This window comes from Elioraea sp. Yellowstone (assembly GCF_006704265.1).
In the GTDB taxonomy this organism is placed as follows: domain Bacteria; phylum Pseudomonadota; class Alphaproteobacteria; order Acetobacterales; family Acetobacteraceae; genus Elioraea.
In genome coordinates this window covers 51827-64966 of sequence record NZ_VIKA01000005.1, presented here as the reverse complement: position 1 = coordinate 64966, position 13140 = coordinate 51827, and the positions used below count along the sequence as shown (strand labels likewise).

The following is a 13140-nucleotide window of genomic DNA, read 5'->3' as shown; positions in this document are numbered from 1 at the left end:
CATAGGCTTCCTGGACGACGGCGGCGAGCGCCTTCTCGGCCAACCGGCGCGGCTCCAGAAAGGCGGGGAAATAGCTGCCCTTGCGCAGCTTCGGGATGCGCAGCTCGACGGCGCCGGCGCGGGTCTGCCAGATGCGGTCGCGGTAGCCGTTGCGGTGATTGATCCGCTCCGGGCTGCGCTCGCCGTGAGCGGCGCCGGTCAGCCCTGCGATCTCCAGCTCCATGAGGCGGTGTGCGGCGAAGCCGACCATATCGCGCAGCAGATCGGCGTCCGAGCTCTTCTCCAGAAGGGTGCGAAGCGGCATCATCTCATCGGTCATCGTCGGGTCCTCGGTTCCGGTTGATAGGTTTGGCGACCAAACCCTACCGAAGATCCGCGATGACCGCCGAGGGAGAGGCGCTCCGCTGCGCGCAACCAGGGGCTACGCTCCGCGCCCCTCCCTCGGCTCCTACACCACTCGAAGAGACATTAACCATCGAGGCGCATCGCGCGTACCACCTCCCGGACGCGCGCCCGCGCGAACAGCCAGCGATCGCCGGCGCCGTGCCCGTCGCAGGGGAAGAATGCAGACACTGCGTTCGAGGCGATCCAGTCGGCGAGCGACGACAGACCGAGGAAGCCACGCAGCAGGGCAGGGGGCAGAGGCGCGAGACGTTCTGCCGCGTGCAAACTTTCAGGGAGCCATCGCGCCAGTGGCTCAGCAACGCCGCGTGCCTCGGCCACCGGATCGTATCCGTCGGCCGGCTGCCAAAACCGCGCATGGATGTGCGCCTCGGCCTTCAGCTGGTCGAAAGGGATCGGCTCGCCGTGATGGCCGAGGGCTGCCATCAGCAGCGCGCCGGCCGGCGTTCTCGGGTCGAGATAGGGCCCGGCTTCGGCGATCCGGATCCCGTTCGGGCCGAACAGCAGCGGGGCGACTTCGCGCAGATGGCCGCAGATTGGCCCGCGTCCCCGCTCCTCCGTTGGCCATTGCTTGCGCCAGAAGCCGCGATTGGCCTTGCCGATGTCGTGCAGGAACGTGGCGCCCAGGATCGCTCTGCAATGAGCCTCCGTCACCGCACCGCCTGTCAGCCTGTGGAGGCGGCTCCGGATGACGGGCAGTTCAAGCAGCACCGCCATGACGGCAGTCACATCGGCGCAATGATCGGCAAGCGCGAGGAATGCTGCCGGCCACGCCTCGGCGCCGGTCGTCGCAGCTTTCCCCAGGGGTGCGGAAAGGGATCCATCGCCGGACGGCTGCGCTCATCCGTGCCGTTGCGCGCCGCGGCGCTTCGATCTGGCACGATGAGGATGAAAGTGCGCCGGGATCGACACGAAACCGTCCGATGCGCCGTGCGTAAGAGGAACCATATCATCCGTCATTGGAAGGGTCACCGGCCAAGGCCGGACACGTGACGTGCGGCCGGCACCGGGCGGCTGCCGCCGCGGATCCCGCCCGGGAGTCCCGCCTGGGCGGGCGAAGCGGCGCGTCGGTAAGCGGCGGAGCCGGTTGCGGCGCGTCACAACCGGGCTAGCAGTCTGTCGGGTTTGCGTTCTTGGCCTGTGTTTTGGTGTGGCGGGTGGTGAGGTCATGCCTGCTGCAGGCGGTGCAGCCTGCGGCAGTTGTAGGCGAGGGCGATGAGGGTCCACTCGGCGCGGACCTTGGCGAGGCTGCGGAGGTGGAAGCGGACGAAGCCGAGGGCGGCCTTGATGATGCCGAAGACGGGTTCGACGGTCTGCCTGCGGCGGGCGTAGAGCTTCTTGGCATCTTCGGTCTCCAGCTTGGCCAGCATCTTCAGACGCCAGGGTTCGCTGATGCGGCGTGGCGGCTTCGGGTCGGGCGGGGGGCGGAAGTCGTAGGGTCGGTCCGGCTGGGTGCGGCCGATGGCGACCAGCGGCTCGATCCCCTTTGCCTCCAGGGCGGCGACGGCGTCGCCCGAGGCGAAGCCGGTGTCGGCGATGACGGTCGCTGGCAGGCCGATTCCGTCCTTCATGCCGAGGATGGTCGCAGCGAAGCTCGGCGCATCGGACGGGCAGGCAGTGAGGTTGGTGGCGAGGATCAGTTGCGAGCCCTCGGCGCAGACCACGGCCTGGGCGTTGTAGGCTTGGCGATAGTCATGCGCGTCGGAGCGGCGCATCAGCGCGCTGTCGGGATCGGTGAGGTTGGACTGCCGGGTCGGCGGTGGGTCGTCCTCGGGCGACTTCGGCGGACGGCCGCGCCGGCGGCCCTTCCTTGCGTCGTAGGCGGCCTGCTTGACCTCGTACTCTGGCTGGGCGGCTTCGGCCTCGGCGCGGGCCTGTTCCTCCAGCCGGGCACAGGCGGCATCCAGCCTGGCCTTCAGCGCCTCGCGGCGGGCGATCTCGGCGGGCAGCGCCTGCGGGTCGGGCTGGCCTTCGGCGTCAGCGGCCTCGGCCTTGGCGGTGAGTGCGGCGATGTCGGCGGCGAGCGTGGCGCGCAGTTCCTTGGCGCGGTCGTAGCGCACCGAGCGGAGCTTGGAGGCGTTGGCGTCCAGCTTGGTGCCGTCGATCGCCACCGTGCCGAGCCGCAGCAGGCCACTCTCCTTGGCCAGCAGCAACACCTGCAGGAAGGCCGCCTCGAAAGCGGCGCGGTTGGCGCGGCGGAAGGCAGCGATGGTGTCGTGGTCGGGATGCAGGTTCGCCGCCACGTAGCGCACGCCGAGGTCGCGATGCGTCGCCCGTTCGATCCGGCGCGAGGAGAAGATGCCGTTGGCGTAGGCGTAGATCAGCAGCGCCAGCAGCAGGCGTGGATGGTACTGCGGCTTGCCGCCAGGGATCGGACGCACCGCGAAGGCGCCGAGCGGCACACGATCCACCGCCACCACCACGACATGCGCCACGTCATCCGCCGGAAGCCAGTCCTTGGCCTCCGGCGGCAGCAGGAAGGCCTGATCGCGGCTGAAAGGTATGAACTGCGTCATGCACCGCAGATTCGCCAATTTCAGGCCGCACGGGAATCCGACAGGCTGCTAGATCACCGTCTCCAGCAGGGTGAACCGGACCGGCAGCACCGGCCGGGCACGAACCTCTCCGCTGGCGGTCTTGTCGACAACCGTCAGCTGCTGCCCGTCCGGCGGACCGATCGGCATGACCATCCGCCCGCCTGGGCGTAGCTGCCCGATCAGCGCCGCAGGCGGCGCTTCGGCGGCAGCGGTCACCAGGATGCGGTCATACGGCGCGTGCTCGGCCCAACCGCGCGAGCCATCGCCGATCCGGAGCGTGACATTCGTGTAGCCGAGCTCGCGCAGGCGCGAGGCCGCCTCGGTGGCGAGTTCCTCGACAACCTCGACGCTCCAGACCCGGTCGACGAGCTCCGCCAGGATCGCCGCCTGGTAGCCCAGACCGGTGCCGACCTCGAGCACGGCATGGGCGCGCTCCGGTGCCAGCAGATCCGCCATCAGCGCGCAGATGAAGGGCTGCGAGATCGTCTTGTCGAAACCGATCGGCAGCGGCGCGTCCTGGTAGGCGAGCGGCACGAGCGGGGCGGGTACGAAGCGGTGCCGCGGCACCCGCATCATGGCTGCAAGCACACGCTCGTCGAACGTGGCCCTGCCAATCTCCTCGCTCATCAGGTCGCCGTAGATCGCGATCAGCTCGACCATGTGGCGGCGCAGGATCGCGAAATGACCTTCGTCCATCGGCTTCATGGCCAGTGCACCTTGCCTGCTTCCGCCGGGACTGTCCGGTGCAATCCTGCGCGATCGCCGAGCTGCTCTCCCGGCTCCTCTCCTCGGTCCCGGGCAGGATGCGACTCTGCGCCCCGCATCACGCAACGACAACCGCCGCGACGGGCTCTCGTCGCGCTGCCGGCTGATCGGTACGCACGCCCGCGAAGAGGGGACGACGCGGGGGGCGCATCGGCTTCGCGCGACCGGTCAGGCCGCGCGCGCATAGGCGGCCGCCTCGCCGCCGATCCAGCGCAGCGGTGCCTCGTCGCCGCCAAGCGCGGCCGCGAGCCCCTCGCCGAGCAGGGCCGCGAACTTGAAGGCATGTCCCGAGCAGCCGGTGATCGCCACCGCGCGGCCGGAGCGGGCGACACGGAAGCGCTGGTCCGCCGCATGGGAATAGACGCAGATTCGTGCCTCGAGCAGCCGGTACGCGTCGTGGTCGACGAGGCGCTGGCGCCATGCGGCGAGCACGGGCGGGCCGTCCTTCGGCCCTGCCGTTCGCGGAGTGTCGGGATCGCCCGGCCTGTTCAGGGCGCCGCAACCGAACTTGAGCCGCCGCCCGGCGACCGGCGGGGCGGCATACATGCCGCGCGGGCCGCCCATGTCGAGCAGGATCGGCGCCTCGCGCCAGGCCTCGGCCAGCGCGGGCGGTGGCGCCGCGTACACCACCACCTGCCGGAGCGGGGTCAGGTCGTCGCCGACCCAGGGCGCGAGCCGGCTGGTCCAGGCGCCGGCCGCCACGAGCACGGCATCACCATCGAGCGCCCGCCCATCGGCGAGGAGGACGCGCGATCCGGCGGGATCGACCGCGCTGGCGGGGCTTTCGGACAGCAGCCGCGCCCCCGCGCTTCGCGCCAGCGCGGCGAACCCGGCGGTGATCCGGTCGGCGAACAGCACCCCGCCCCGGGTCCAGAGCCCGAAGCGCGCATCGTCCACGCGCAGGAACGGACAGCGCGCGGCCACCTCCGCCGGCGTCATCACGCGATGCGGCAGCTCAAGCCGGGCGAGCGAGGCGCGCGAGCGATCCGTCCAGTCGCCCTCGGCGGTCGAGAGTGCGAGGCAGCCCGTCTCGGCATAGTGGCGCTCGCCCAGCGCCGACCACGCGCGCTCCCACGACGCCATCGCGGGCGCCATGAGCTGCGCATAGCCGTCCTGATCGCCGTAGGGCAGCCGGCACAGCCGGTGCTCGTCCCAGCTCGCACCGGTCTGATTGGGGATCGCGCCGGCCTCGAGCACCGTCACGGCATGTCCGGCCTCCGCGAGCCGCCACGCCGCGGCCAGGCCGACCGCGCCCGCGCCGACGACGATGATCCTCACGGCACGCGCACGAAGCGGAGATCGAGCACGTCATCGGGGCGCTGGCGCAGGCTGACACCCTCGCGCATCCCCCACGCCAGCGCCTGCTGGTGCAGGGGGATGTAGGCGTAGCGGTCGATCATCACGCGCCAGGCGGTGGCGAAATGGGCGCGGCGCTTCGCCGGATCGAGCTCGGTGCGCGCGGCCGCGATCGCCGCGTCGGCCTCGCGGTCGCAGAACCCGCCGTGATTGAACTGCCCCTGGCCGCGGATGACCGGCCAGCCGCGGGCGCGTGCCATCTCCTCGCGGCACATCACGAGCCCGAACAGGGTCGAGAAGCTGTCATAGGTGGGGGGCGTGGTGCCGAGCATGTAGAACGAGACGTCGCGGCGCTGGGCGCGGCCGAAATACTGCGCCGCCGGCTCCGCCGTCAGCGTCACGCGGATGCCGATCCTGGCCAGCATCTGCCCGACGGCCTGGCAGATCTGCTCGTCGTTGACGTAGCGGTTGTTGGGGCAGTGCATGCCGAGCTCGAAGCCGTCGCCGTAGCCGGCCTCGGCCATCAGGGCGCGCGCGCGGGCGAGGTCGAAGCCGGGCCGGCGCGCGTTCTGTTCGGCGTCGAACCCCTCGATGCCGGGACCGTTGAGCAGCGCGGTCGGTGTCGCACGCCCGCGCATCAGCCGCGTCCGGATCGCCGCGATGTCGATGGCGCGATACATCGCCTCGCGCACCCGCTGATCCGCAAGCGGATTCCGCCCCTTGACCGAGGCGTAGCGCAGTTCCTCGCTTGACTGGTCCATGCCGAGGAAGATCGTCCGCAGGTCCATCTCTTCCATGACACGGATGCCCGGCGCGGCCGCGACGCGCGCGATGTCCTGCACGGGAATCGGCCAGGCGAGATCGACCTGGCCGGAGAGCAGGGCGGCGAGACGCGTCGGGTCCGATCCCACCGGCTGGAGCACGACCTCGCGGAGATTGCCCTCCATCCGGTCCCACCAGCTCTCGTTGCGGATCAGCACGGTGCGCTCGCCCGGCGCGTAGGAACGAAGTCGGAACGGTCCGGTGCCGTTGGCATGGCGTGCGGCATGGTTCTCGCGCCGCGGGCGGATATCCACCGGGTCTTCGGCGCCGTGCGCTTCGGCCCAGCGCTTCGACATGATCAGGATGTTGGTGAGGTCGGCGAGCAGGGTCGGGGCCGGCCCATCCGTCTCGATCTCCACGGTGTGGGAATCGACCGCTGTCACGGCCTTCACCGAGGCCACGCGCGCGAGCAGCGCCGAGCCCGGCTTGCGCACGCGATCGAGGCTGAAGACCACGTCCGCGGCCGTGAAGGGCTCGCCCTCGTGGAAGGCGACGCCGCGGCGGAGATGGAGGCGCCATCGCGTCTCGGTCAGCCGTTCCCAGCGTTCGGCGAGGCCCGGTTCCAGCGTCAGGTCGGGCAGGCGCCGAACCAGCGGCTCGTTGATGTACGAGAGGAACGCCGTCGTGAAGGTCTCGTTGACGGCATAGGGATCCATCGAGACCACGTCGCCTTGGTAGGCGATGCGCAGCGTCTGGGCCGCTGCGGCACCGAGGCCGATCGGGGCGATCGCGAGCAGAAGGGCGAGGGCGAGGCGAGGCATGTCCGTTTCCGCGAAGGTGTGCGGAGACTGCCCGGCTGTTGCGGACGCCGCAACGTCCCTACCATGCGAAGCATGAACGCGAGGCCGAGAACCATCCTGATCACCGGCGCCGCAACCGGGATCGGTGCCGCGACGGCGCGGAAGCTGGCTGCGCCCGGTGTGGCGCTCGCCTTGCACACGCGCCGCAGCGAGGCCGCGCTCGCCCGGGTGGCCGCCGAGGCCCGCGCCGCCGGGGCCGCGGTCGAGACCATGCTCGGCGATCTCGGCGAGCCCGGGGTGTCCGCCGCCCTGGTCGCGCGGACCGTGGCCGCCTTCGGCGGACTCGACGCGCTGGTCGCCAATGCCGGCTTCGCCGACCGCACGCCCTGGGGCGAGCTGGACGAGTCCGGGCTCGCCCGCTCGCACGCGCCGATCGCGGCCGGCTTCTTCGGCCTTGCGACCGCGGCGCTGCCGCTCCTCGACGGCGCCAGGGCCGGGCGCATCGTCGCGGTCAGCTCCTTCGTCGCGCACGCCTTTCGCCCGCGCGTGCCGCTGTTCCCCGCCTCGGCCGCCGCGAAGGCGGCCGTCGAGGCGATGGTGAAGTCGCTCGCGATCATCCTCGCCCCGCGCGGGGTCACGGCGAACGCGGTCTGCCCGGGCTTCATCCGCAAGGACGCGGGTGCGCATGCCGCGCTCGCCGCCGGCGCGTCGAGTGCGGCCGAGGCCGAGATCCCGCTCGGCCGCAAGGGTGAGCCGGCGGAGGTCGCCGCTGCGATCGCCTTCCTGCTGTCGCCCGAGGCGAGCTACATCACCGGCCAGGTGCTGCATGTCGATGGCGGGCTCTGCATCTGAGCCAAGGGAGTCTGCGATGCAGGTGGCGGTGATCGGGCTCGGCGCGATGGGCCTCGCGATGGCCGGGCGGCTGGCCGAGCGCGGCGAGGCGGTGCGCGGCTGGGACCGCGATGCGGCGCGGCGCCGGGCGGCGGAAGCGGCCGGGGTGGCGGTTGCCGAGGATGCCGCCACCGGCGCCGAGGTGGTGATCCTGTCGCTGCCCGACGATGCGGCCGTGCGCGCGGTCGCCGCCACGCTGCCGGCGGCCGGGATGATGGCCGGCGGCGTGGTGGTGGACACCTCCACGGTCGCCCCCGAGACGCCGCGCGCGCTCGCCCCCGGCTTCTCCGCGACAGGGCTCGCCTGGCTCGATGCGCCGGTCTCGGGCGGGCCGCAGGGGGCACGCGCGGGCAGGCTCACCATGATGGTCGGCGGCGAGGCCGAGGCGCTGGCGCGCGCCATGCCGGCGCTCGAGGCGATCGCGGCCAAGGTCGTGCATGTCGGCCCGTCGGGTGCCGGCGCGGTGGCGAAGCTCGCGAACAACCTGCTCGTCGCCGCGCATCTCCTGACGGCCGCCGAGGCGCTCAGGCTCGCGCGGCGGGCCGGGGTGGAGGCCGGGGCTGCGCTGGCGGTGATCAACGGTGCCTCGGGGCGCAGTGCGGCGACGGAGGTGAACTTCCCGCGCTGGATCCTGACGGGCAGCTTCGACTCCGGCTTCACTGCCGGGCTGATGCGCAAGGATCTGCGTCTCGCGCTCGACCTGGCCGGCCGTGTCGGCGGCGGCGGCACGCTGATGGAGGAGGTGGGGCGGCTGTGGCTCCAGGACAGTGCGGTGCCCGACGGGGAGGACTTCAACCGCGTCGCGGCCGAACTCTGGCAGGCGGAGCCGGGCGATGAATGACGCGCCGGCGCTGTCCGCCCGCGAGGCGACCCGGCGCGCCTTCGTCGCCCTGCTCGGCGATGCCGCGCCCGGCTCCTGGATCGACGGGGGGCTGGTTCCGGGCGAGGGCGAGCCCGTGGCGCTGGTCGATCCTGCGACCGGCGCGACGATCCTGGAGTACCGCGACGCCGGCCCGCGCGTCGCCGCCCACGCCGCTGAGGTGGCGGCGCGGGGCTTCCGCGCCTGGGCCGCGCTGACGCCGGCGGCACGCGGCCGGGCGCTCTGGGCCTGGGGCGAGGCGGTCGGGCGCCATGCCGAGGCGCTCGCCGTGCTGGAGGCGGCGACCAGCGGCAAGCCGCTGCGCGACTGCGGCCGCGAGGTCGCGGCCGTCGCCGACATGCTGCGCTACTGGGCCGGCTGGACCGACAAGCTCGAGGGGCGGGTGATCCCGGTGCCGACCAGCCACCACGTCACGGTCCGCCACGAGCCGCAGGGGGTGATCCTCGCCATCACGCCCTGGAACGCGCCCCTCTTCACGGCCGGCTGGAACGTCGCGCCGATCCTCGCCGCCGGGAACGCCTGCATCCTGAAGCCCTCGGAGCTGACGCCGCTGACCAGCCTGGCGTTCGGGAAGCTCGCGGAGGAGGCGGGGGTACCGCGCGGCGTGGTCTCGGTGGTGCCGGGCTACGGGCCGAGCACGGGGGCCGCACTGCTCGCCGATCGGCGCGTGGACATGGTGACCTTCGTCGGCTCGCCCGAGGCGGGCGCGCTGATCGGCGCGGCGGCCGCGCGGCGCGGCATCCCCGCCGTGCTGGAGCTCGGCGGCAAGAGCGCCAACATCGTGTTCGCCGACGCCGATCTCGACGCCGCGGTGCGCGGCGCCCAGGCGGCGATCTTCGCCGGCTGCGGCCAGTCCTGTGTGGCGGGCTCGCGGCTGCTGGTGGAGCGATCGATCCACGACCGGTTCGTCGCCGCGGTGGCCGAGGGGGCGAAGCGCATCCGGCTCGGCCCGCCGCTCGACCCGGCGACGGAGATGGGGCCGATCGCCAATGCCCGCCAGCACGCCAAGGTGACGGCGATGGTCGCCGCGGGCGTGGCCTCGGGGGCGGTGCTCGCGACCGGCGGTGCTGCGCCGGAGGGGGTTCCCGCGGGCGGGTTCTGGCTCGCACCGACCCTGCTCGCCGGTGTCGCTCCGTCGGCCGCGATCGCCCAGGAGGAGGTGTTCGGTCCGGTGCTCGCCGCGATCCCGTTCGAGGGCGAGGCCGAGGCGATCCGGCTCGCCAACGACACCCGCTTCGGCCTCGCAGGCGCCGTGTGGACCCGCGATGTCGGCCGCGCAAACCGCGTCGCCGCGGGCGTGCGGGCAGGCACGTTCTGGGTGAACGGCTACCGCACGATCCACGTCTCGGTGCCGTTCGGCGGCTTCGGCGCCTCGGGGCACGGGCGATCCTCGGGCATCGAGGCGCTGTTCGCGTATACGCGCACCAAGGCGGTATGGGTCGAGACCGCCGATCCGCCCCCGATCGCCTTCGGCCACGGCGCGCCGAAGGGCTGACCGCAGGAGTGTGTGGACAGCGCCGTCACGAAGGCGTCATGCTCCCGCCCAGACCCGCAACAGGGCGATGGGAGACAGGGACATGAAGCGACGCACCTTCCTCGGCGCGGCGGCCGCAACAGTTGCGGCGCCGGCATTGGTGCAGGGGCAGGCCGCCCGCACCCTCAAGTTCATCCCGCATGCGAACCTGACCGTGGTCGATCCGGTCTGGACCACGGCCTACATCACGCGCAACGCGGGGTTCCTGATCTGGGATACGCTCTACGGCCTCGACGAGCGCTACCGGCCCCAGCCGCAGATGGTCGAGGGCCACACGCTCGAGGACGACGACACGCTCTGGACCTTCACCCTGCGCGAGGGGCTCCGCTTCCACGACGGCGAGCCCGTGCGGGCGCGCGACTGCGTCGCCTCGATCCTGCGCTGGACCAAGAGGGACGCGATGGGAGCCCGGCTCGCCGAGCTCACCGAGGAGATGAGCGCGCTTGACGACCGTCGCTTCCGGATCCGCCTCAAGCGTCCCTTCGGCCTGATGCTGGACGCGCTCGCCAAGCCGCCGAGCAACGTGCTGTTCATCATGCCCGAGCGGGTCGCCGCCACCGATGCCTACACGCAGATCAAGCCGGAGCAGCTGATCGGCAGCGGGCCGTTCACCTTCAGGCACGACGAGTACATCTCGGGCAGCAAGGTGGTGTTCCAGCGCTTCGCCGGCTACCAGCCGCGCCCGAGCGGCGAGGTCTCCGGCACGGCCGGGCCGAAGGTGGTGCACTTCGATCGCGTCGAGTGGCACATCATCCCGGATTTCGCCACCGCCGGCGCTGCACTCCAGTCCGGCGAGATCGACTGGTGGGAGAACGTGACCGCGGATCTGCGGCCCGTCCTCGAGCGGCACCGCGAGATCGTCGTCAACGTGCCTGATCCCCTGGGCCTGATCTCGATCCTGCGGCCGAACCATCTCCATCCGCCGACCAGCAACGTCAAGTTCCGCAAGGGTCTGCTCGCCGCGGTGAAGCAGGCCGATTACATGATCGCGGTCGCCGGCACCGATCCGAAGTACTGGCGCACGCGCGTCGGCGCCTTCACGCCGGGCACGCCGCTCGCGACCGAGGCCGGGCTCGACGCCTTCGCCGAGGACATGGATCTCGCCAAGCGGCTGATCGCCGAGAGCGGCTACAGCGGCGAGCGGATCGTGCTGCTCGCCACCACCGACATTGCCTCCCTCCAGGCGCTGAGCCAGGTGACGGGGGACCTGCTGCGTCGGCTCGGCCTGAACGTCGACTACCAGGCCATGGACTGGGGCTCGGTGGTGCAGCGGCGCGCCAGCCGCGAGTCCCTGGACAAGGGAGGGTGGAGCATCTTCTGCACCAACTGGGCGGGGCTGGACCACATCAACCCCGCCGGGCATCATGCCCTGCGTGGCAACGGCAAGGAGGGCTGGTTCGGCTGGGCGGAGAGCGCGCGGCTCGAGGAGCTGCGGCAGGCGTGGTTCGAGGCGCCTGACCTCGAGACCCAGCAGCGCATCGCCGGGGCGATGCAGCAGCAGATGTTCGCCGATGTCCCCTACATCCCGCTCGGCCAGTTCTTCCAGCCGCTGGGCCACCGTCGCTCGATCGCCGGGGCAATGCAGCCTTTCGGCATTCCCGTGTTCTGGAACGTGAGGAGAGTCTGACCCATGCTTCGTCGCCGCACCGCCCTGAAGGGAACCGCTGCACTCGCGGCCACATCCCTGGCCGCGCCAGCACTGGCCCAGGGCGATGCGGCGCGGGTGCTGAAGTACATCCCGCAGGCGGACGTCACCATCCTCGACCCGATGGTGACGACCGCCTATCCCACCCGCGACCACGGCCACATGGTGTGGGACACGCTCTACGGACTCGACGAGTCCATGCGGCCGCAGCCGCAGCTCGCCGAGGGTCATGTCGTGGAGGATGACGGCAAGCGGTGGGTGTTCACGCTGCGCAGCGGGCCCACCTTCCACGACGGTGAGCCTGTGCGCGCGAAGGACGCGGTCGCCTCGATCCGGCGCTGGATGACGCGCGACGCGCATGGCCAGACGCTTGCGAATCGGATGGCGGAGATCAGGGCGCTCGACGATCGCCGCTTCGAGATCCGGCTGAACCGCCCGTTCGGGCCGATGCTCGACGCTCTCGGCAAGCCGTCCTCCTACCCGTGCTTCGTCATGCCCGAGCGCCTGGCGCAGACGGACTCGGCCACCGCGATCCCCGAGGTGATCGGCTCCGGCCCCTATCGGCTGGTGCCCGAGGAGCGGGTGGTCGGCAGCCGCATCGTCTACCGGCGCTACGACCGCTACGTGCCGCGCGAGGGCACGCCGAGCATGACCGCGGGGCCGAAGCGCGCGCATTTCGAGCGCATGGAGTGGCACATCATCACCGACGCGGCGACCTCGGCCGCGGCGCTGCAGACGGGCGAGATCGACTGGTGGTCGGCCGTGCCGAACGACCTCCGTCCGGTGCTCCAGCGCAACCGCGACGTGGTCGTCGACGTGGTGGACACCTCAGGCCTCGTCGCCTCGCTCCGCCCGAACCACCTCCATCCGCCGTTCGACGATCCGGCGAAACGGCGCGCGCTCCTGCCGGCGATCAACCAGGCCGACTTCATGCAGTCGATCATGGGGCCGGACCGGACGCTCTGGCGCGACGGCGTGGGCTGCTTCCCCGTGAACTCGCCGATGGCGAGCGACGAGGGGATCGGCGTGCTGACCGGCCCGCGCGACACCGAGGCGGCGAAGCGCGCCCTGCTTGCGGCCGGCTACAGGGGCGAGACGGTGGTGTTCCTCGACCCCGCCAACATCGTCAACAACTTCAACCTCACCCAGGTCGCGATCGACATGATGCGCAAGTGCGGCCTGACGGTCGAGGACGCGACCATGGACTGGGGCACACTCCTGCAGCGCCGCGCGCGCAAGGAGCCGCCGGGCCAGGGCGGGTGGAACGCGCTGATCGCGCTGTTCGCCGGGATCGACTTCGCAAGCCCCGCCGGCCATCTCCTCCTGCGCGCCAATGGCGATGGGGCCTGGTTCGGCTGGCCGAACAGCCCCGCGCTCGAGGCGCTGCGCGACGAGTGGTTCGAGGCGCCGACGGGCGAGGCGCAGAAGGCGATCGGCCGGAAGATCCAGGCCCAGTTCTGGCAGGACCTGCCCTACTGGCCGGTCGGCCAATACTTCGTCTCCTCCGCCTGGCGGAAGTCGCTCACCGGCGTGCTCAAGGGCATGGTGCTGCCGCTGAACGTCCGCCGCGCGTAACCATTCGGTTCCCATCCGGCCTGTTGCGGACCCGCGCCGGCTCGGGCAGGGTC

At 71.7% G+C, this 13140-nt stretch carries 11 protein-coding genes; 5 read left to right on the top strand and 6 right to left on the bottom strand.

Annotated features, from left to right (window positions below; genetic code table 11):
* The 6 genes from FK498_RS02000 to FK498_RS01975 form a co-directional block, all read right to left on the bottom strand.
* Window positions 1-319: transposase (locus tag FK498_RS02000; RefSeq protein WP_202614708.1), on the bottom strand; the 319-nt coding region annotated here is incomplete at its 3' end.
* Window positions 320-468: 149 nt separating this feature from the next.
* Window positions 469-1206, bottom strand: coding sequence for a CRISPR-associated endonuclease Cas3'' (locus tag FK498_RS01995; protein WP_161988274.1), 738 nt, complete (start codon window positions 1204-1206; stop codon window positions 469-471).
* Window positions 1207-1568: 362 nt separating this feature from the next.
* Window positions 1569-2918: a transposase gene (locus FK498_RS01990; RefSeq protein WP_141851136.1), complete on the bottom strand. Its 1350-nt coding sequence runs from the start codon at window positions 2916-2918 to the stop codon at window positions 1569-1571.
* A gap of 48 nt (window positions 2919-2966) precedes the next feature.
* A complete protein-coding gene (locus FK498_RS01985) occupies window positions 2967-3644 on the bottom strand; it encodes a protein-L-isoaspartate(D-aspartate) O-methyltransferase (RefSeq protein WP_141851135.1) in 678 nt (225 codons plus the stop codon).
* Between the two features lie 228 nt (window positions 3645-3872).
* Window positions 3873-4982 (bottom strand): FAD-dependent oxidoreductase, encoded by a 1110-nt coding sequence (locus tag FK498_RS01980; RefSeq protein WP_141851134.1) that lies wholly within the window; start codon window positions 4980-4982, stop codon window positions 3873-3875.
* Window positions 4979-6583 carry an ABC transporter substrate-binding protein gene (locus FK498_RS01975; protein WP_141851133.1) on the bottom strand — a complete coding sequence of 535 codons (1605 nt, stop codon included), beginning with the start codon at window positions 6581-6583 and terminating at the stop codon, window positions 4979-4981. The genes FK498_RS01980 and FK498_RS01975 overlap by 4 nt, the downstream gene beginning before the upstream one ends.
* A 72-nt stretch (window positions 6584-6655) precedes the next feature.
* Between FK498_RS01975 and FK498_RS01970 the strand changes: the two genes are divergently transcribed.
* The 5 genes from FK498_RS01970 (at window position 6656) to FK498_RS01950 (ending at window position 13087) form a co-directional block, all read left to right on the top strand.
* Window positions 6656-7414: an SDR family NAD(P)-dependent oxidoreductase gene (locus tag FK498_RS01970; protein WP_141851132.1), complete on the top strand. Its 759-nt coding sequence runs from the start codon at window positions 6656-6658 to the stop codon at window positions 7412-7414.
* A gap of 16 nt (window positions 7415-7430) precedes the next feature.
* On the top strand, window positions 7431-8294 hold the full coding sequence (locus tag FK498_RS01965; protein WP_141851131.1) for an NAD(P)-dependent oxidoreductase: 864 nt from the start codon (window positions 7431-7433) through the stop codon (window positions 8292-8294).
* Entirely contained in the window at window positions 8287-9828 is a 1542-nt protein-coding gene (locus tag FK498_RS01960) for an aldehyde dehydrogenase family protein (protein WP_202614707.1), read from the top strand. The genes FK498_RS01965 and FK498_RS01960 overlap by 8 nt, the downstream gene beginning before the upstream one ends.
* Before the next feature lie 82 nt (window positions 9829-9910).
* Entirely contained in the window at window positions 9911-11494 is a 1584-nt protein-coding gene (locus FK498_RS01955; protein WP_141851130.1) for an ABC transporter substrate-binding protein, read from the top strand.
* A gap of 3 nt (window positions 11495-11497) precedes the next feature.
* On the top strand, window positions 11498-13087 hold the full coding sequence (locus FK498_RS01950) for an ABC transporter substrate-binding protein (protein ID WP_141851129.1): 1590 nt from the start codon (window positions 11498-11500) through the stop codon (window positions 13085-13087).
* Window positions 13088-13140 lie beyond the last annotated feature (53 nt).